This window comes from Tessaracoccus sp. OH4464_COT-324 (assembly GCF_003932855.1).
Lineage (GTDB): Bacteria > Actinomycetota > Actinomycetes > Propionibacteriales > Propionibacteriaceae > Arachnia.
The window spans coordinates 309,497-328,364 of sequence record NZ_RQYZ01000001.1; the positions used below are offsets into that span (position 1 = coordinate 309,497).

Below are 18,868 nucleotides of genomic sequence, written 5' to 3' on the forward strand. Positions count from 1 at the left end.
AGCCAATCAAGCGGTTAAAACGTGGTTCGCGCGCGTTTGTATCCTTCGTGACGTGAAAGTTTCACGGATGCTCAACCGCAGCACTTCATCGGCCGTGGCGTCGTCGTCGAGCAGCTCCGCCAACGCCTCAGACACCGTGAACCGCGTCAGCACCTCCGGCGTGTAGTACGACGCCGACCGCTGCCGCTCCGACGACCGGAACACGAACTGACCCCGTGAATAGCGACGACGGCGACGCTGCCCCGTCACCGGGTCGGTGTCGGTCACGAAATCCTTCTTCGCCAGATGATCGACACGCTCCACCGGCACCACCCAGGACTCCTTCGTCAGGTTCCCATTGGGCGCCACCTCGCACAGGTCGACATCAGCTAACGAGCAGGTGTAACTCAGTCGACTTCTGGGGTCAACGGCTCAGCCGCTACGCAGGTCAGCGCCCGCTCGACCTCGCCACTCCGCCTGGCGTCGTTCCGTTCCGCGACGGTGTGCAGATCCATCGTCAGGTAGCGGCCCTCCGGCCAGCGTGAGGCCAGGATCAGCGCGTCGGTGTTCGGGGAGAGGATCCGGGTCAGCCGGTTGTTCTCCGTCGCCGAGTTTGTGACGTTATGGGACTCGTCGACGACGACCGCGTCCCACTGGTGGCGGCGCAGATCATGGACGAAGCGCTCCTGCTTGAGAGTGTCGATGGAGATGATGACCCGCTTGAAGAACGTGAACGGGTTGCGGTTGGCGGGCAGCTTCTGCTTCACCCGCTCCACACCCTGCGAATCGAGGCGGACGAGCGGGATGGCGAAGCGGGTCCACATCTCGTGCTGCATCTGCTCCAGCACGTGACGAGGGGTGACGATGAGGATGCGCTCGCCGCGGCCTCGTCGGATCAACTCCGCCAGGATCAGCCCGATCTCCAGGGTCTTGCCGAGCCCCACGGCGTCGGCGAGCAGGATGCGGGGCCGCAACAGATTCGGATCGAGGGCCTTCGCGACCGCCCGGTGCTGGTAGCTGAGTGGCGTCGCTAGCATCTCGCCGACGACGGCGAGCCGTGGGTCGCTGATCGGGACGCTCGTCTTCATGAGCGTCGCCTCCACCCACAACCGGGCGCGGCGGTACCTGGGGGAGCCGTCGGGGGTGATGCGGGCCTTCCGCGGGTCGAGCGGGACCACGTCGTCAAGGGTCGTGTGGAAGGTCGCCTCCTGGCCACGAACCAGGTCGGACAGCCCCAACGCCTCGATGCATGCCCCGCTGCTGATGGCCTCGACCTGGGTGACCAACCACTCCTCGTCGCGGACCACCACCACAGTCCCAGGGGCCAAGGCCGTCTCAGCTGCACACATCCGACTCACCTCCGGCCGACAGCCTATCGGGTGATCCCTTTGCCAGCCGAGCATCCCACCTCGGGCTCCCACCCGGGGCAGAGGAGCTGTGGGACGGATATGGCGCGGTTGCCAGGACGAGCGCTGGTCTGCAATCATGGTCGGCGGTGCCCGGACGGCACCAGCCCGGAGAACCGGGCCAACGAGAGGTCGGATGATGGAACGGATGCAGAGCCAGCGTGTGGCACAGCAGTCGTTCCTGCGCGCTGCCATCCGCCGCCTCGATTCGGCGAACCGCTGAATCCCGGGGTCCCCGCCCTCTCGTCATCCCCACAACTCACCCGCCCTACGGCGAGAGGTGTTCGGGCACCCCTGTAATCCATTCACGAGAATCAGGAGTAGACCCATGCATACTTTCCCGGTGCCTCTGAGCGGCACCGACAACACCCTCATGTGGGCCGAAGAGGCGGGCATCGAAGAGCCCGCGATTCGGCAGCTGCGCAACGTCGCCCACCTTCCCTGGACCCACGGGCTCAGGGTTATGCCGGACGTCCACTACGGCAAGGGGGCGACCGTCGGCTCGGTCATCGCGATGCACCAGGCGGTGGCCCCGGCAGCCGTCGGCGTCGACATCGGCTGCGGCATGACCGCCGTGCGGACCAGCCTCACCCCCGACCAACTGCCCGACGACCTGGCGGGGCTCAGACACGGACTCGAACGCGGCGTCCCCGTCGGCAACGGGCAGCACCGCACCCACTCGCGGACCATCGACCTGCACCAAGCACTCGGGCGCCGGTTCAAGGAGATGTCGAAGGCCTTCGACGACCTCAAGGTGCACGACATCTCGCGGCGCTTCGGGAGCCTGGATGGGAAGGCCATCGCGCAGGTCGGGACCCTTGGCGGCGGCAACCACTTCATCGAGCTGTGCTCCGGCGATGACTCTCGGGTGTGGGTGACGCTGCACTCCGGGTCGCGGGGGATCGGCAACAGGTTGGCGATGGAACACATGGTTGTGGCTCAGTCGCTGAGCCACAACCAGGGGCTGGTCGATCGTGACCTGGCCGTGTTCCTCAGCTACACCCCGCAGATGGAGGCCTACCTGCACGACCTGTGGTGGGCGCAGTCGTACGCGCTGCTCAACCGGGACGTCATGCTCGCCAGCATCTGCGACGAGCTGGCCCACCGGATCCCCGGCATCACCTTCGACGAGCCCATCCGCTGCCACCACAACTACGTGGCTGTGGAGACCTACGACAACCTGGAGCTCATCGTCACCCGGAAGGGCGCCATCCGGGCCGGGAAGGGTGACATGGGGGTGATCCCAGGCTCGATGGGCACCGGCTCATACATCGTGCGAGGGCTGGGCAACGAGGCGTCGTACCAATCCGCATCCCATGGGGCAGGCCGGAGGATGTCCAGAGGTGAGGCGAAGCGTCGGTTCACCGCCGACGACCTTGCCGCCCAGACCGCAGGCATCGAGTGCCGGAAGGATGCGGGCGTCGTTGATGAGATTCCCGGAGCCTACAAAGACATCGACGACGTCATCAAGGCTCAAGCGAACCTCGTCGAGGTGGTAGCTCGGTTGCAGACCCTGCTCTGCATCAAGGGTTGAAGCCCGTGGCGGCCGCGAGTGACCAGCGGGTGGCTCGCGGCCGCCACGGGCGGGACCAGACCGGTCAGGCCGCGACGAGGCAGGCCCGGTCTCGGCACGATTCCTCGACTTCGGGGGCGGCCAATCAGCGCCGGGGCTGAAGCAGTTCTGGAAACACCGGTCGGGATGCCGTGGCTCTAGCTTGGACAGTTCCAGCGCGCCGCCGTCCCTAGGGGGGAGAGCGGCTCCCGCCGCGATGTGGCCACGGCGCGGCTCCGTGGATACAATTTGCGTCCGTGCTGCACCGTCTATGCAGCCGGTATCGAAAGGAATATCACGTGATCCGCACGCATGACGCCGGAACGCTCCGTATGGAGCACGTCGGCCAGGAAGTCGTTCTCGCTGGCTGGGTGGCCAAGCGTCGAGACCACGGCGGGGTCGCTTTCGTTGATCTGCGCGACGCCTCGGGCCGAGCCCAGGTGGTGGTGCGCGACGAACTGCTGGAGGCAACCGGCGCACACGACCTCCGAAACGAGTACTGCATCAAGGTGCGTGGTCGCGTCGAGCAGCGGCCGGAAGGTAACGAAAACCCCGACCTGGCCACCGGTGAGATCGAGGTGGCGATCGAGGAACTGGAGGTGCTGAACCCGTCGGCGCCGCTACCGTTCCAGATCGACGAGCGGGTGTCCGTCGGAGAAGAGGCCCGCCTCAAGTACCGGTACCTGGATCTGCGGCGGCCAAAGCCGGGCGCCAACATCCGGTTGCGCTCCAAGGTGAACCAAGCGGCCCGTCGAGTCCTGGAGAAGCACGACTTCGTCGAGATAGAGACCCCCACGCTGACCCGGTCCACCCCCGAGGGCGCGCGCGACTTCCTGGTGCCCGCCAGGCTCGCCCCCGGCTCCTGGTACGCGCTGCCGCAGTCTCCGCAGCTGTTCAAGCAGCTGCTCATGGTGGCTGGGATGGAACGCTACTACCAGATCGCGCGCTGCTACCGGGATGAGGATTTCCGCGCTGACCGCCAGCCCGAGTTCACCCAGCTCGACATCGAAATGAGCTTCGTGGATCAGGAAGACGTGATGGCGCTGGCCGAGCAGATCCTGGCCGAGATCTGGGCGCTGATCGGTGTGGAGCTGAGCACTCCCTTCCGTCGGATCACCTACCTCGAAGCCATGGACCGCTACGGCTCGGACAAGCCGGATCTGCGGTTCGACCTGGAGATCACCGAGCTCACGCAGTACTTCGCCGATACCAACTTCCGAGTGTTCCAGGCCCCCTACGTGGGAAGCATCGTGATGCCGGGCGGAGGAAGCCAGCCTAGACGCACCTTCGATGCCTGGCAGGAATGGGCCCGACAGCGCGGAGCGAAGGGCTTGGCCTACATCACCGTCAGCAACGAGGGCGAGCTGGGTGGCCCCGTGGCGAAGAACCTTTCTGAGAAGGAACTGGCGGGCCTGATGGAGGCCACCGGCGCGCAGCCCGGGGACTGCATCTTCTTCGCCGCCGGCGCCCGCGCGGCCTCGCAGGCCCTCCTGGGCGCCGCCCGCAACGAGATCGCCGTGCGCACTGGGCTCATCGACAGCAACGCGTGGAGCTTCGTCTGGGTGGTGGACGCGCCGCTGTTCAAGCCCACCGCCGAAGCCGCGGCGGAGGGCGACGTCGCGCTGGGCGACGGCCAGTGGACCGCGGTGCACCACGCGTTCACCTCGCCGAAACCGGAATGTCTGGACACGTTCGACACCGATCCCGGTGCCGCCCTCGCCTACGCCTACGACATCGTGTGCAACGGCAACGAAATCGGCGGCGGCTCCATCCGCATCCACCGCAGGGACATCCAGGAGCGCGTGTTCCGCGTGATGGGCATCGGGCAGGAAGAAGCGCAGGAGAAGTTCGGCTTCCTGCTGGAGGCCTTCCAATACGGAGCGCCCCCGCACGGCGGCATCGCATTCGGCTGGGACCGAATTGTGAGCCTGCTGAGCGGCGCGGAGTCGATCCGCGACGTCATCGCCTTCCCGAAGTCGGGAGGCGGCTTCGACCCGCTGACCGCCGCGCCAGCCCCCATCACCGCCGCCCAGCGCAAGGAAGCTGGCGTCGATTTCAAACCGGAGCCGAAGGAGCGCTGAGTACCGCTTTCGTTGAGGGGCTGCACTGAGTGCGGCCCCTCAACTTCGTTCCCGCCGGCACCACTATTGTGGTGGCCATATCGAGAGGAGACCGCATGGCCCTGAAAGATGCGTTGAGCTTCCGACGATCCATCCGCCATTATGATGAGGTGCCAGTCGACCCGGGCAGAGTAGAGCAGTGCCTACGATTGGCGCAGCTGGCGCCCAGCAGTTCCAACATGCAGTTGTACGAGTTCATCCATGTCGTGGATCCTCATTTGGTGGCCCGTCTTGCTGAGGCCTGCCTCGGGCAGCGCGGGGCCACAACGGCCAATCAACTCGTGGTATTCGTCACTCGACAGGACTTGTATCGGGTGCATGCGGCGCAAGTGCTCGACTTCGAGCGGGGAAACATCAGGCGAAACTCGCCCGCCGAAAAGGTGGCCAGACATACCCGGCATCGGGAGATCTACTACGGTCGCTTGATGCCTTTCATCTATGCCCGCGCGTGGGGACTGCTGGGCCTGGTCCGGAAGGCCGTCGCGGTGTTGGCGAGTCTGCGCAGGCCGATGCTCACCCGCGTCTCCGAGGCGGACATGAGGGTCGTCGTGCACAAGAGTTGCGCACTCGCGGCTCAGACCTTCCTGCTGGCGATGGCCGAGGAAGGTATAGATACCTGCCCGCTGGAGGGTTTCGACGAGCGTCGAGTGAAGCGAATCTTGCGGCTTCCGCGCGGTGCCGAGGTGTCGCTGATCGTGTCTTGTGGCATGCGCAAACCTGGCCGTGGATTGTGGGGGGAACGCTACCGATTGCCGTTTGATCAGGTGTATCGCAGGATCTAGCGCTGATCGGGTGACCCCCTCCTGGGTTAGCATCAGGACAAGCGCTCCACCTTCGGGGCGCTCCAGGGTGCGACCGACGCCCTGGAGGAAGGAATAGCCATGTCCACCAATGTTTCGGTTCTGCCGAGGTGGCGCAAGGTCCAGCTCATGCTGGTCGCTGTGCTGCTCGGACTCGCTTCGGGGCTCGTCGGACCGACGGCCCAAGCGGCAATCAGCACCAAGGCGGCGCAGTGGAATCTCGCCGCGATGTCCTATCTCCGCTACGAGCAGATCGACGGCGCGAACGGCCCGCAGACGAAGGACGCCGTCCGGCGTTTCCAAGCGGACCAGTGCCTCGCGGCTGACGGGGTCGTCGGCCCCAACACCGAGGCCAAGCTCAAGTCGGTGATGCGACAGGTCCAGGCCAAGGTCGGGGTGGCCCAAGACGGTCTGGCCGGACCGGCGACCAAGGAGGCGATCAAGCGTTTCCAAGCCCAGAACGGCCTCACCGCTGACGGGTATGCCGGCCCGGCAACGTTCGCGAAGATGGGCATCCCACGAACGTGTTCGGCCCCGCCGGCGCCTCCGCCCGGTGGCGGGTCGTCCGGGGTCGTCCAGCCCGTGCTCAGCCCGTCGTCGGGGGTGGCGTGCGCGCCGAATACCCGAGACCTCGGCGTGCACGACGGCTACTCGAGGGGAAAGAAAATCAGGGTGCGGCTGTGCGCGATTCCTGGTTTCCGCAGCACGAGCTCCGAGAGCACTCCGGGCAGCCCTTACTACATCAAGAACGCGAACCGCGAGGTGATCGTGAACTCGCGGGTGTCCGGGCCCGTGCTGTCGATGTTCGACGCGGCGCGCAGGGAGGGCCACCTGCTGCGGGCCAACTCCAGCTTCAGGAGTCACGCCCACCAGTCCGCGTTGTGGGCGGCCAATCCTGATTCCAGGCTGGTGGCTCGCCCCGGGTACTCCGCCCACCAGGCAGGCCTCGCCATCGACATCTTCGGAATCAAGGGGAAGAGGCCGGGAGCGTCCTGCGCTAACAGGGCACAGGACCCCAAGAATCCGCAGTATCGGTGGCTGCGCAGCAACGCGCACCGGTTCAGCATCAAGCAGTACGCCGCCGAAGCGTGGCACTGGGACTACTTGCCGCTGAGCAACCGCTGCTAGTCGTCTGATTTAGGGGCTGGGTCTTCGCGTACGCGAGGGCCCAGTTCTGTTGTGTCAGGCCATCGCCTCACGTCCAAAGTGGCATTTACCTGCGGTTTGGTTGTTTTCAAGTGGCCCTTCCGCCTGTTAGCCTGGCCGCATGTGCTCGCCGGGGGGCGAGCATTCCAGGGGTGAAGCTCACCCCAGGGGGAAGGAACAACGATGTCCAACAACAACCGAACCGGCACCCGGCTCCGCAGCATCAAGCTGCTGCTCGTTGCTCTGCTGCTCGGCGTGACCGGCGGCTTGGTGGCGCCATCCGCAGCCTCGGCCGCACCGCTCAGCACGCAGCGCGTGCAGTGGAACCTGGCGGCCATGTCCTACCTCAAGTACTCAGACGCCGACGGCGTTAGCGGCCCCAAAACCACCGCTGCGGTGAAGCAGTTCCAGGCGGACCAGTGCCTGGCGGCCGACGGCGTCGTCGGCCCGGCTACGGACGCTCGGCTCCAGTCGGTGATGCGGCAGATCCAGGCGAAGGTGGGCGTGACGCAGGACGGCGCTGCGGGTCCGGCGACCCGGGACGCGATCAAGGCGTATCAGGCGCGCAACGGCCTCACGGCCGACGGCTATGCCGGGCCAGCCACGTTCGCGAAGATGGGGTTGACCCGCACCTGCACGCCGCCCTCCGGGGGAGGCTCCTCGCAGGTCATCCACCCGCTGAGCGCTGCGTCTGACAGAGTGGCGTGTGCCGCGGGCACGCGCGACCTCGGCGTTCATCAGGGCTTCTACCAAGGCAAGGGGATGAAGGTTCGGCTGTGTGCCATCCCTGGCTTTGCCAGCACCGGCGCGGAGAGCACCCCGGGCAGCAGGTACTACATTAAGGGCGCAAACCGGGAAGCCATTGTGAACGCCCGGGTTTCGGGCCCCGTCCGTGACCTGTTTGCCGCCGCCAAGCGCTCCGGCGTCACGATGCGCGCCGGGTCTACGTTCCGCTCGAACGCGCACCAGACGGCGCTGTGGAACAACAATCCTGATCCGCGGATGGTCGCACGACCGGGAACCTCCGCGCATCAGGGCGGCTACGCCATCGACTTCTCCGGCATCACCGCGAAGAATAGGAACGCCACCTGTGCCACGCGGGCGACGCAGTGGGGCAACGCCCAATACAAGTGGCTGCGCGGCAACGCGAGCCGGTTCGGCATGAAGCAGTACGCCGTCGAGGCGTGGCACTGGGACTTCCTGCCGCTGAACAGCCGCTGCTCGTAGGGCAAACGCTTCGGCTGGGTCCCCGCCACGTGTGGGGGCCCAGCCGTTTTCATGCGCTTCAAGCCCTTGGCCACAGCGTGCTTGCGCTTCCGCGCCCGGGCGCGCCCGCGCAAGGAGTCGAGAACCGAGCCAACAGAACCACCCCGGTGATGACGCACGGCGCCCGCTGGGGACAAGGAACAGGGGAACGTTCCACCCGTTTGCGTAGAGTTGGGGGCGTGTCCACAGATTTGTTCGGCAACCCGATTGACGAACGGCCGGTGGGTTCCCTGGGCGACGCGCGCGACGAGGGGGCACCGCTGGCCGTTCGGATGCGCCCGCGCAGCCTGGACGAGATCGTAGGCCAGCAACATTTGCTTGCCCCCGGCTCGCCGCTGCGGCGCCTGGTCGAAGGCCAGCCGATGAGCGTTTTCCTCTGGGGGCCGCCGGGGGTCGGCAAGACCACGCTGGCCAGCATCGTGTCTCGCGGGTCTGGTGCGCGTTTCGTCGAGGTTTCCGCGGTGAACGCCGGGGTCAAGGAAATTCGCGCCGAGCTCGAAGCCGCCCGGCGGGCTCTGCAGCACGGGCGGCCCACGGTGTTGTTCATCGACGAGGTGCACCGCTTCTCCAAGACTCAGCAGGACGCGCTGCTGCCCGCCGTCGAGAACCGCATCGTCACCTTGATCGCTGCCACCACCGAGAACCCGTCGTTCTCGGTGATCTCCCCGCTGCTCTCCCGTTCGCTGCTGCTTAGGCTGAAGCCTCTGGAGGATGCCGACATCGCGCAGCTGGTTGAGCGGGCGGTCCGCGACGAGCGTGGGCTGGGCGGGTCGATCCTGCTTCCCGACGAAGTTAGGAACGAGCTGGTCCGCATGGCCGGGGGAGACGCGCGACGTGCGCTCACCTACCTGGAGGAGGCGGCAGCCAGCGCGGAAGCCTTGCAGGAGAAGGAAATCACGCTGCCGATACTGGCCAGCGCAGTTGATCGGGCCACCCTGCGCTACGACCGCGACGGCGACCAGCACTACGACGTGATCTCAGCCTTCATCAAATCGGTGCGCGGCTCAGACGTGGACGCGGCCCTGCACTACCTGGCGCGGATGCTTGAGGCGGGGGAGGACCCGCGCTTCATCGCCCGCCGTCTTGTGATCTCTGCTTCGGAGGATGTTGGACTCGCGGCTACGAACGTGCTGCCCACCTGCGTAGCTGCGGCACAGGCCGTGCAACTCATCGGGATGCCGGAGGCCCGGATCACGCTGGCGCACGCCACCGTCGTGGCAGCAACCGCGCCAAAATCTAACGCGGCCTACGTGGCGATTGGCCGAGCTCTCGAAGATGTGGCGGCCGGGAGGGGCAGTAGCGTGCCGTTGCACCTGCGCGACGGCTCGGCCCGGGCGAGTCGCGAGGCGGGACACGGGCAGGGCTACAAGTACGCACACGACTACCCGCACAACATCGTCGCTCAGCAGTACCTGCCCGACGACCTCGTCGGCACACACTATTACGAGCCGACCGCCAACGGGGCGGAAGCGACGATCGCGCAGCGTCTCCGCTCGATCCGTTCGGTGCTCTCGGATAGAGTTACGCCGGAAAAGTTGTCAGGAGGGTCAGATGGGCGTTGTTGAGCTGGCCGCGATTCTCGCGGCCGTTGCGCTGTGCGTTCTGGTGGCGTTGGCGGCGCCGCCGCTGCTGCGGCTGCGGCGCACGCTGGCCCAGGCCGAGCGGACCCTTGGGGAGCTGAACGAACGTGCGCTGCCCATCCTCGACAAGCTGGACCAGCTGGTCGACGATGCCAATGAGGAACTCAGAAACGTGTCTGACGTGCGTAGGGATGCGGGTCTCGTCGCCTCGCGGGCGGCGGATGTCTCTGCTGATGCCGCCCAGTTCTCGCACCTCGTGGGTGCGGTGTTCCAGAAGCCCCTCATCAAGACCGCGGCATTCACCTATGGAGTACGCAAGGCGATCGGAGGCAAGCGGTGAAGGGCCCTTTCTGGTTCCTGGCAGGTGTAGCGAGTACCGTATACGTCCTCGTCAAGGGCCACAAACTCTACAAGGAGCACGTTCCCGAATGGTTGCAGCGTCAGCTGGAGCGACGCCTCGACACCGCAATGGTCGATCTGGGCCGGTTCAGCGCCACATTTCGCACCGCCATGGCTGAACGTGAAGCCGAGCTTCGTAACGAACTGATTACCCCGGAGAACGAGAATGAAAACTGACGACATCCTGCGCCGTTTTATCGAGCATTTCGCTCGACGTGAGCACGCCGTTGTACCCAGCGCCTCCCTGCTATACAACGATCCGACGCTCCTCTTCGTAAACGCGGGCATGGTGCCGTTCAAGCCATATTTCATGGGCGACGAGCCGGCGCCCTTCCAGCGCGCGGTGTCCGTCCAAAAGTGTGTGCGCACCCTGGACATCGACGAAGTGGGTAAGACCACCCGACATGGCACTTTCTTCCAGATGCTTGGCAACTTCGCGTTCGCCGACTACTTCAAGGAGGAAGCCATCAAGTTCGCCTGGGAACTTGTCACCGGAAGCGAGGCCGACGGTGGCCTCGGCTTCGACGGAGACAAGATCTGGGTCACCGCCCTGCACGGCGATCAGGAGACCATCAACTTCTGGCAGCAGGTCGGGGTGCCACGCGAGCACATTCAGGAGCGGGGGCTGAAAGACAACTACTGGCACATGGGCGTCCCAGGGCCGGGAGGACCGTGCTCCGAGATCTATGTGGATCGAGGTCCCGCTTTCGGCCCTGACGGCGGCCCGGAGGCCGATGAAGACCGTTTCCTGGAGATCTGGAACCTCGTTTTCCAGCAGGAGGAACTCTCTGCGGTGCGGGCCAAGGACGACTTCGACGTGTTGCGCCCCCTGCCCAGCAAGAACATCGACACCGGCGCGGGCCTTGAGCGAATCGCATACTTGAAGCAGGAAGTCGCGAACCTGTTCGAAACCGACCAGGTCTACCCGGTGATCCTCAAAGCGTCGGAGATGAGTGGCAAGCGCTACGGCGCCGATCAGCAAGACGACATCAGGTTGCGCGTCGTCGCGGATCACGTGCGTAGTGCCCTCATGCTGATGACCGACGGTGTGGCCCCCGGCAACGAGGCACGCGGCTACGTTCTTCGTCGCTTGTTGCGCCGCGTGATTCGTGCGATGCGCCTGCTGGGCGTGCACGACCCGGTGCTCGGCGAGCTCCTGCCGGTTTCCAAGGCCTGTATGGAGAACTCCTACCCGGAAATCACCGATCAGTGGGGCCGCGTCTCGACCGCCGCCGCTGCCGAGGAAGAGACGTTCCGCCGTACGCTGCAAGCGGGCACCGTGATGTTCGAGGGGGCGGTTAAGGCAGCCAAGCGGGAAGCCAGCGTGACCCTGCCCGGGGACGCCGCGTTCAAGTTGCATGACACCTACGGCTTCCCGATCGACCTCACCCTTGAGATGGCGGCTGAGCAAGGCCTGGCGGTCGATCGAAAGGCGTTTGACTCGCTGATGCGCGAGCAGAAGGATCGCGCTCGCGCCGATGCCAAGGCCAAGAAGGGAGGGCAGTCCAACCCGGAGGCCTACCGGAAGCTACGGGAGGCGGGGGAGACCCCGTTCACCGGGTACACGGAACTTGGGCTCGCCACGAAGGTGCGCGGCATCATTGCCGACGGGCAGATCGTCGACCGCGCGCTCGACGGTAGCACCGTCGAAATTGTGCTGGAGGAGACGCCATTCTACGCCGAGGCTGGTGGCCAGGACGCTGACCATGGCCTGATCCTGGGCGATGGGTTCTCGCTTGAGGTACTCGACGTGCAGCGGCCCGTCCCCGGGCTCGTCGTTCACCGGGTAGCCGTATCCGGCGAGGTGTCGGGCGGCGTGCAGGTGGAAGCCACCGTTGACGCGGCGCTCAGGCACGCCGCCTGCCAGGCGCACACCGCGACGCACATCGTGCACGCCGCGCTCCGGGAACTTGTGGGGTCCAGCGCCACCCAGGCCGGCTCGTACAACAAGCCGGGCTATCTGCGATTCGATTATTCGGCGGCCACGGGAATGAGCGACGCACTGCGCCGCGAGGTGGAGGAACGTGCCAACCGGGCCATCCTCGACAACTTCGAAGTGACCGCTCAGGAAATGCGGCTCGAAGATGCCAAGGCGCTCGGCGCGATGGCCATGTTCGGCGAGAAATACCCGCCGGTCGTGCGGATGGTGGAGCTGGCCGGGCCCTGGTCACGAGAGCTGTGCGGGGGAACGCACGTCGCCACCACCGCCCAGATCGGCGTGCTGAATCTGCTCAGCGAGCAGTCCATCGGCTCGGGTGTCCGCCGAGTCGAGGCACTCGTATCGACCGAAGCCTTCAGACAGTTCGCCGCCGAGCGGGCGCTCGTGCGCGAGTTGACCGACACGCTGCGAGTCTCGCCCGACCAGCTGTCCGAGCGGGTGAGTAAGCTCATCACGCAGCTCAAGTCCGCGGAGAAGCAGATCGCGCAGCTGCAGGCTGCCCAGCTGTTGGCGGGGGCCGACAAGCTGCTGGAGCGGGTGGAAACGGTGGGCGATGTGCAGCTGCTCGCGGCCGAGGTTCCGGGGGTGTCCGGGGGCGACCTGCGCACCCTGGCGACCGATCTGCGGGCCCGCCTGACGGGCGCCGTGGTCGTCGCCCTCGTCGGCGGAACCGATAAGCCTGCCGCGATCGTGGCCACCAGCGACGAGGCGCGCGCACTGGGCTTGAAAGCTGGCGTGCTGATTCGGGATGTGTGTGCCACGCTGGGTGGAAAGGGCGGCGGAAAGGATGATCTTGCCCAAGGCGGCGGGTCTGATGTGGCCAAGGCCACCGAGGCGCTCGCCACGCTACGGCAAGCGGTAGCGAATGCCTGACCGCGCGCGCCTCGCAATCGACTGGGGCAAGGCTAGAATCGGCGTGGCCGCATCCGCGGCCCACACCAGCTTCGCCTACCCCGTGGCCACGGTAGCCGCTGGCGAGGACGAGTTCCGCGAGTTGCTTGCGCTGATCGAGGAACACCGTCCGGAGGTGATCTACGTCGGCCTGCCCATCAACCTGCGGGGTGAGCACGGCCCGGCGGCCAAGTTCGTTGTCGGGAAGGCCCGTGCCCTGCAAATCAAGCTGCCCGACATCCCGATTCGGCTCGTCGATGAGCGGATGAGCACGGCGGCGGCGTCGCGTAGTCTGGGCGGGGCGGGAAAGAACACCAAGGCTCAGCGCGGCATCATCGACCAGGCGGCGGCAGTCGAGATTCTGCGTAGCGCACTAGACGGCGAGGAACGCACCGGCACCATCGTCGGCGAGGCTGTGAGGAGATAGCGATGGACGAAGAGAGAACCATCAACTGGTCCTACGTGAGCTACCGAGCAAAGGGAGCGATCGCGGTGGTCATCGCCTTCGCGGTACTGCTCGGCGGTGGCTGGTACACGTTCGACTGGGTACGCGACACCTATGTGCAGCTCACTACCCCGGACGATGACTACGTGGGGGAGGGGAAGGACGACGTGGAGGTGGTCATCCCGCGAGGCGCGGGGATCACGCAGATCGGTGACATCCTCTACGAGGCGGGCGTGGTCAAATCGGTGCGCAAGTTCCGCTCGGTCGCCTCCCGCTCCGGGCGCTCCAACGAACTGCACTTCGGCCGTTTCAAGCTGCGCAAGGAACTGCCGGCCAAGACCGCGTTCGAGATGTTGCTCGACCCGAAAAACATCGAACGTCTCAAGGTGGTCTTCCCCGAAGGCTGGACGGTGACGCAACAGCACGACCGCATTCGCAACAAGCTCGGGGTCTCGGAGGACGCCGTCACCGCTGCGGTCAATGCACGCGGGGAACTCGGTCTGCCCGATTGGGCCAACAACTCTTTGGAGGGATTCCTGTTCCCAGCCAGCTACGACGTCGAAGAGCCCGTCAATCCGTTCAATGTGATGAAAAGCCAGGTGAACCAGTTCAAGACCGTGGTCTCGCGTGTGGGCTTGGAAAAGCGTGCGGCGGAGATCGGGCGCACACCGTTGGAGGTCCTGACCGTCGCCTCCATCATCGAAGCCGAGGTACACATCCCCGAGTATCAGCCGCTCGTCGCAGCCGTGATCTACAACCGGCTCGAAAAAGGCATGAAACTAGAGATGGACTCCACGGTGCACTACGTGGTGGGCAAGAAGGGGAAGGTGACGACCACGCGGGAGGACCGAAATGTCGAATCGCCCTACAACACCTACTACACCGAGGGCCTTCCTCCCGGTCCGATCTCGAACCCCGGCGAATCCGCGATCCGAGCGGCCCTCAGCCCACCGGAGACCGAGGACCTCTTCTTCGTGACGGTGGACCTCGATACCGGTGAGACGAAGTTCGCCCCCACTCGGGAGGAACACGACAAAAACGTCCTTCAGTTCCAAGCGTTCTGCAGCGCAAACCCAGGACGATGCTAGGCCGAACGCGAGTTGCGGTCATCGGCTACCCGGCCGAGCATTCGCTGTCGCCCGCCATCCACTCCGCGGGCTACCGGCTGCACGGCCTCGACTGGCTCTACTCGGCCGTCACGCTCCGTCCCGAGGAACTTGAAGGTTTCGTCACCGCGAGACTACGTGACTCCACTTGGGCCGGGCTCAGCGTGACCGCGCCGCACAAGGAGGCCATCGTCGGCTACGGGCAGGGAAACGAAGACGTGCTCCTGCTGGGAGCGGCCAACACCCTGATCCTCGGGGAGTCGCCTAGCCTGGCGAACACAGATGTGACCGGCTTCATCCGTGCCTGGCGGGCGAAGGGATCCGGTCGCGTGCGGACTCTCACCATTGTCGGTGCCGGGGCGACCGCAAGATCGGTGCTGCTCGCTGCGTCGCGCCTGGGCGTCGACGAGGTGACGGTCGCGGTGCGCAACCCGAGCCGGGCCGCAGACCTGATCGCACTCGCTGACGTCTTGGGCATCGCCCATCAGGTGGTGGCGCTGGACGAGCGCCTACCCAGCGTCGAGTTGCTGGTCAGCACCATCCCAGCCGCCGCCACCGTCGAGTGTGCCGAAGCATGGGCGGAATCAGCCGAGCGCGTCTTCGACGTGGTCTACGACCCGTGGCCCACCCCTCTCGGGGCTGCAGCCTCTGCCCGGGCGATACCAGCGCTGAACGGGCTGGATTTGCTCGCGGGCCAGGCCGTTGACCAGTTCCGTCTGATGACCGGCCTTGACGTGACCTTTGAGTTCTGCCGTTCAGCAGCCGAGCGGGAACTGCGACGGCGGTTGCAGGTCTGAGAGAATTACCGCCATGCTTCGATACCTGACCGCTGGAGAGTCACACGGCCAGTCCCTGATCGCGACTTTGGAGGGCATCCCCGCCCACGTGCGCGTCGGCGAGTGCGAGATCGCGCGCAACCTGGCCCGGCGTCGACTGGGCGTGGGGCGGGGGGCCCGGATGAAGTTCGAGGCGGACGACCTGCGCCTGCTCGGTGGTTTCCGGCATGGCGAGACTCTGGGCTCTCCGATAGCCATCGAGATCGGCAACAGCGAGTGGTCCAAATGGCAGCAGGTCATGGCTCCGGGGGAGATATCTGCCGACGAGGTGGACGCCTCCGCGCGTAATGCTGCGCTGACCCGCCCCCGGCCGGGGCACGCCGACCTCGTCGGTATGCAGAAGTATGATTTCGCTGAGGCCCGTCCCATCCTGGAACGGGCCTCAGCGAGGGAAACAGCGGCGCGTGTGGCGCTTGGTACCGTGGCGCAAGCCTTCCTCGAACAGGCCCTCGGCGTCCAGATCCTGAGCCACGTCGTGGAGCTTGGCCCGGTCAAGGTTTCGGGCGGGCTACCGGAGTACGCCGACCTGGCGGCTATCGACGCCGACCCGGTGCGCTGCTTTGACGCTGAGGCCTCCCTGCTCATGCAGGCGGAGGTCGCGGATTGCCACAAGTCCGGCGATACCCTCGGTGGTGTCGTCGAGGTGCTTGCTTACAATGTGCCGCCGGGCCTTGGGTCACACATCCAGGGTGACCGCCGTCTGGACTCACGGTTGGCCGGCGCGCTGATGGGCATTCAGGCGATTAAGGGCGTCGAGATGGGCGATGGCTTCGAGCTGGCTCGTTCACGCGGGTCCCGGGCACACGACGAGATCCTGCCGGGTCTGCGTCGTGCCAGTGGCCGCTCGGGGGGAACCGAGGGCGGAATGTCCACCGGCGAGGTGTTGCGCGTGCGGGCTGCGATGAAGCCCATCGCTACGGTCCCGAGGGCGCTGGCTACCGTCGACATCACAACCGGCGAAGTGGCCAAGGCACACCACCAGCGTTCCGACGTTTGCGCGGTGCCCGCCGCGGGCGTCGTGGCTGAGGCGATGATGGCCTTGGTGCTCGCTGAGTGCGCGCTGGAAAAGTTCGGCGGTGATTCGGTTGCGGAGACGAGACGCAACGCGGAGGCGTATCTCGCTGATCTATCGGCGCGCGGGCTGGGGCTCGCATGACGATCGTGCTCATCGGCGCCCCTGGAGCGGGCAAGACAACCGTCGGTAAGCGGCTGGCGCGGAAGCTGGGCAAGACGTTCACGGACGTTGACCAGCGGATCGAAGAGGTTCTGGGCAAGCCGATACGCGAGATCTTCGCGGACGAAGGAGAGGCCTACTTTCGCGCGGCTGAGGAGGAGGCCACGCTGGAATTGTTGATGAGCGCGGAGGTGCTTTCGCTCGGCGGCGGGGCGGTCCAGAACCCAAGAATCCGAGAAGCGCTCACCGGCCACGACGTCATCTGGTTGAAGGTGAGCGTGGGACAGGCTGCCCGACGCATCGGCATGAACAGGGCGCGCCCCCTGATGCTGGGCAACGTCCGGGGCACGCTGGTGAAGCTGCTGCGCGAACGTGACCCACTGTACGCTTCGGTGGCCACCCAGGTCGTCGAGACAGACGGGCGCGGTTCGAGTGAGGTGGCTGATCAACTCGCGAAGGAGCGGATGTGAGCGCAGCGTTGCCGTACGAAGTTCACCTGGGGCATGAGGCCATCAGGCGTCTCGCCGACGTGGTCGCGCCCTTCGGGCGTGTGGCTGTGGTCTATCCGGGAGAGCTGCCGATCCTGGCGGACTGGGTGAGCGCCGAGCTGACGGATCCGGTGCTCATTCCGGTGCCGAGCGGAGAAGCGGCCAAGACGTCCGAGGTGCTGGCTGCCTGCTGGGGCGCGCTTGCTGAACACGGTTTTACCCGCGACGACTGCATCGTGGGCGTGGGCGGCGGCACGACGACGGATCTGGCGGGATTCGTTGCGGCGACGTGGCTCAGGGGGGTCGCCTACGTCGCGGTGCCAACGACCGTGCTGGCGATGGTGGACGCGGCGGTGGGCGGCAAGACCGGGATCAACCTGCCTGCGGGCAAGAACCTGGTTGGGGCCTTCTACGAGCCAGCTGCGGTGATCTGCGATTTTGCTGTGCTCGCAACGCTGAGTGATGCGGAGATCCGCTCGGGTATGGCTGAGGTGGTGAAGTGCGGCTTCATCGCCGACCCGAGGATTCTTGACCTGGTCACGCGCCCGGATCGGCTGGATCCGGGCAGCAGCACTTTCGCCGAACTGGTCGGCAGGGCGGTGCGGGTGAAGGCTGATGTGGTCGCTGGAGACTTTCGGGAAGCCACTTCGATCGGCAACCGAGTCGGTCGAGAGGCGCTTAACTACGGGCACACCCTTGGCCACGCCATCGAGGCGCACTCGGGGTTCACGTGGCGCCACGGTGAGGCCATCTCCGTGGGCATGGCCTGGATAGGTCGGGTTTCGCGCGCCGCGCTGGGCCTGGACGACGACGTGGTCACCCTGCATACCGAGCTGCTGGCCGGTATCGGCTTGCCCGCTCAATACGATGGTTCTTTTGTTGATCTGCGTCGGATAATGAGTTTGGATAAGAAGGCACGCGGAGCCAAGCTGCGTTTGGTCGGGTTGGGGGAGTTGGCAGAGCCAGTGATGATCGTCGATCCCCCGGAGTGTTTGATGGAGGCTTGCTATGACGAGCTCGGACGAGGAGCCTAGGGGATATCTGCTTGCCTTGACGCACATCCAGGAGGCTATTCTCTCCGGGGATTTGCGGGTGGGCGACAAACTCCCGAGTGAACGCGAACTGGCGGGAGAACTCGGGGTGAGCCGCGGCGCTGTCCGGGAGGCCATCCGAGTTCTGCAGGCCTACGGGATTTTGGAATCCCAACCCGGTCCTGGACGGGGCACCAGGGTCATCGCGATGCAGTCCAGGGCGCTCGGCAAGCTGTTTCGGCTGCACGTGGCCACCGCGTCACAGTCCAGGGAGGATCTGTCCGAAACTCGGATCGCGCTGGAGCGGGCCACCTGCAAGCTAGCGGCCGAGACCTGCTCCGACGAGGACCTGGAGCGGCTGACGCACATCGTCGATTCGATGGATGCAACTCAGGAGCTGACGATGTTCAACGACCTGGACACCAGCTTCCACAAGGAGATCGCCCGCGTGGCGGGCAACCCGCTCCTGGGAGACCTGACCGCGGCCATCCGGTCGGCGTTGCGCAATCCTATTCTCTTCGCGTCCCTCGAACTGCGTGGCTGGGGAGAGCTGCGTGAAAGGCTGTGTGTGGAGCACCGGGGGATACTTGACGCGATTAAGAGCCGCGACGGCCAAAGGGCTGCCGACTTGGTGGAAGCACACATCAGGAACGCCGCGAACACACTTTTTGCGCGATAACCGCCCCAAGTTGCGCTGAGGCAGGATAGAC

General features: G+C 65.7%; 18 protein-coding genes. 16 read left to right on the forward strand and 2 right to left on the reverse strand.

Features of this window, described 5'->3' with window-relative positions:
• Positions 1 to 6: 6 nt before the first annotated feature.
• Both EII42_RS01495 and EII42_RS01500 read right to left on the reverse strand, forming a co-directional pair.
• Positions 7 to 348: a hypothetical protein gene (locus EII42_RS01495; protein WP_125170327.1), complete on the reverse strand. Its 342-nt coding sequence runs from the start codon at positions 346 to 348 to the stop codon at positions 7 to 9.
• A gap of 38 nt (positions 349 to 386) precedes the next feature.
• Positions 387 to 1,328 carry an SNF2-related protein gene (locus EII42_RS01500; RefSeq protein ID WP_125170328.1) on the reverse strand — a complete coding sequence of 314 codons (942 nt, stop codon included), beginning with the start codon at positions 1,326 to 1,328 and terminating at the stop codon, positions 387 to 389.
• A 385-nt stretch (positions 1,329 to 1,713) separates the two neighbouring features.
• Between EII42_RS01500 and EII42_RS01505 the strand changes: the two genes are divergently transcribed.
• The 16 genes from EII42_RS01505 to EII42_RS01580 all read left to right on the forward strand — a co-directional run bounded on the left by EII42_RS01505 (position 1,714) and on the right by EII42_RS01580 (position 18,837).
• Complete coding sequence (locus EII42_RS01505; RefSeq protein ID WP_125170329.1) at positions 1,714 to 2,919, forward strand: RtcB family protein; 1,206 nt, start codon at positions 1,714 to 1,716, stop codon at positions 2,917 to 2,919.
• Positions 2,920 to 3,236: 317 nt separating this feature from the next.
• Positions 3,237 to 5,018, forward strand: a complete 1,782-nt coding sequence (gene aspS / locus EII42_RS01510) for an aspartate--tRNA ligase (protein WP_125170330.1) — start codon at positions 3,237 to 3,239, stop codon at positions 5,016 to 5,018.
• Between the two features lie 95 nt (positions 5,019 to 5,113).
• Complete coding sequence (locus EII42_RS01515; RefSeq protein ID WP_125170331.1) at positions 5,114 to 5,839, forward strand: nitroreductase family protein; 726 nt, start codon at positions 5,114 to 5,116, stop codon at positions 5,837 to 5,839.
• Positions 5,840 to 5,938: 99 nt separating this feature from the next.
• On the forward strand, positions 5,939 to 6,985 hold the full coding sequence (locus tag EII42_RS13740; RefSeq protein WP_125170332.1) for a peptidoglycan-binding protein: 1,047 nt from the start codon (positions 5,939 to 5,941) through the stop codon (positions 6,983 to 6,985).
• Between the two features lie 201 nt (positions 6,986 to 7,186).
• Complete coding sequence (locus EII42_RS01525) at positions 7,187 to 8,230, forward strand: peptidoglycan-binding protein (protein ID WP_125170333.1); 1,044 nt, start codon at positions 7,187 to 7,189, stop codon at positions 8,228 to 8,230.
• Positions 8,231 to 8,448: 218 nt separating this feature from the next.
• On the forward strand, positions 8,449 to 9,834 hold the full coding sequence (locus tag EII42_RS01530) for a replication-associated recombination protein A (RefSeq protein WP_370318079.1): 1,386 nt from the start codon (positions 8,449 to 8,451) through the stop codon (positions 9,832 to 9,834).
• Complete coding sequence (locus EII42_RS01535) at positions 9,821 to 10,189, forward strand: DUF948 domain-containing protein (RefSeq protein WP_125170334.1); 369 nt, start codon at positions 9,821 to 9,823, stop codon at positions 10,187 to 10,189. Before EII42_RS01530 ends, EII42_RS01535 begins: the two co-directional genes overlap by 14 nt.
• Positions 10,186 to 10,425, forward strand: coding sequence for a hypothetical protein (locus tag EII42_RS01540; protein ID WP_125170335.1), 240 nt, complete (start codon positions 10,186 to 10,188; stop codon positions 10,423 to 10,425). The genes EII42_RS01535 and EII42_RS01540 overlap by 4 nt, the downstream gene beginning before the upstream one ends.
• Positions 10,415 to 13,060, forward strand: coding sequence for an alanine--tRNA ligase (gene alaS, locus EII42_RS01545; RefSeq protein ID WP_125170336.1), 2,646 nt, complete (start codon positions 10,415 to 10,417; stop codon positions 13,058 to 13,060). The genes EII42_RS01540 and alaS overlap by 11 nt, the downstream gene beginning before the upstream one ends.
• A complete protein-coding gene (gene ruvX / locus EII42_RS01550; protein ID WP_125170337.1) occupies positions 13,053 to 13,505 on the forward strand; it encodes a Holliday junction resolvase RuvX in 453 nt (150 codons plus the stop codon). The genes alaS and ruvX overlap by 8 nt, the downstream gene beginning before the upstream one ends.
• A 2-nt stretch (positions 13,506 to 13,507) precedes the next feature.
• Positions 13,508 to 14,611, forward strand: a complete 1,104-nt coding sequence (gene mltG, locus EII42_RS01555; protein ID WP_125170338.1) for an endolytic transglycosylase MltG — start codon at positions 13,508 to 13,510, stop codon at positions 14,609 to 14,611.
• Positions 14,605 to 15,426 (forward strand): shikimate dehydrogenase, encoded by an 822-nt coding sequence (locus EII42_RS01560; RefSeq protein WP_125170339.1) that lies wholly within the window; start codon positions 14,605 to 14,607, stop codon positions 15,424 to 15,426. Before mltG ends, EII42_RS01560 begins: the two co-directional genes overlap by 7 nt.
• Before the next feature lie 13 nt (positions 15,427 to 15,439).
• A complete protein-coding gene (gene aroC / locus EII42_RS01565) occupies positions 15,440 to 16,621 on the forward strand; it encodes a chorismate synthase (protein ID WP_125170340.1) in 1,182 nt (393 codons plus the stop codon).
• Positions 16,618 to 17,109, forward strand: coding sequence for a shikimate kinase (locus EII42_RS01570; RefSeq protein ID WP_125170341.1), 492 nt, complete (start codon positions 16,618 to 16,620; stop codon positions 17,107 to 17,109). The genes aroC and EII42_RS01570 overlap by 4 nt, the downstream gene beginning before the upstream one ends.
• The gene (gene aroB / locus EII42_RS01575) at positions 17,106 to 18,161 is read left to right on the forward strand and encodes a 3-dehydroquinate synthase (RefSeq protein WP_233558219.1); all 1,056 of its coding nucleotides are present in this window, start codon (positions 17,106 to 17,108) and stop codon (positions 18,159 to 18,161) included. The genes EII42_RS01570 and aroB overlap by 4 nt, the downstream gene beginning before the upstream one ends.
• The gene (locus EII42_RS01580) at positions 18,136 to 18,837 is read left to right on the forward strand and encodes a FadR/GntR family transcriptional regulator (protein ID WP_125170342.1); all 702 of its coding nucleotides are present in this window, start codon (positions 18,136 to 18,138) and stop codon (positions 18,835 to 18,837) included. The genes aroB and EII42_RS01580 overlap by 26 nt, the downstream gene beginning before the upstream one ends.
• Positions 18,838 to 18,868: the final 31 nt, after the last annotated feature.

What these genes read in the sequence shown, in the direction of transcription:
- EII42_RS13740 (WP_125170332.1), top strand. Translation starts at nt 5,939, where the DNA reads ATGTCCACCAATGTTTCGGTTCTGCCGAGGTGGCGCAAGGTCCAGCTC.
- EII42_RS01570 (WP_125170341.1), top strand. Translation starts at nt 16,618, where the DNA reads ATGACGATCGTGCTCATCGGCGCCCCTGGAGCGGGCAAGACAACCGTC.
- EII42_RS01535 (WP_125170334.1), top strand. Translation starts at nt 9,821, where the DNA reads ATGGGCGTTGTTGAGCTGGCCGCGATTCTCGCGGCCGTTGCGCTGTGC.
- EII42_RS01525 (WP_125170333.1), top strand. Translation starts at nt 7,187, where the DNA reads ATGTCCAACAACAACCGAACCGGCACCCGGCTCCGCAGCATCAAGCTG.
- EII42_RS01580 (WP_125170342.1), top strand. Translation starts at nt 18,136, where the DNA reads ATGACGAGCTCGGACGAGGAGCCTAGGGGATATCTGCTTGCCTTGACG.
- alaS (WP_125170336.1), top strand. Translation starts at nt 10,415, where the DNA reads ATGAAAACTGACGACATCCTGCGCCGTTTTATCGAGCATTTCGCTCGA.
- aroC (WP_125170340.1), top strand. Translation starts at nt 15,440, where the DNA reads ATGCTTCGATACCTGACCGCTGGAGAGTCACACGGCCAGTCCCTGATC.
- ruvX (WP_125170337.1), top strand. Translation starts at nt 13,053, where the DNA reads ATGCCTGACCGCGCGCGCCTCGCAATCGACTGGGGCAAGGCTAGAATC.
- EII42_RS01500 (WP_125170328.1), bottom strand. Translation starts at nt 1,328, where the DNA reads ATGTGTGCAGCTGAGACGGCCTTGGCCCCTGGGACTGTGGTGGTGGTC.
- EII42_RS01515 (WP_125170331.1), top strand. Translation starts at nt 5,114, where the DNA reads ATGGCCCTGAAAGATGCGTTGAGCTTCCGACGATCCATCCGCCATTAT.
- mltG (WP_125170338.1), top strand. Translation starts at nt 13,508, where the DNA reads ATGGACGAAGAGAGAACCATCAACTGGTCCTACGTGAGCTACCGAGCA.
- EII42_RS01560 (WP_125170339.1), top strand. Translation starts at nt 14,605, where the DNA reads ATGCTAGGCCGAACGCGAGTTGCGGTCATCGGCTACCCGGCCGAGCAT.
- EII42_RS01505 (WP_125170329.1), top strand. Translation starts at nt 1,714, where the DNA reads ATGCATACTTTCCCGGTGCCTCTGAGCGGCACCGACAACACCCTCATG.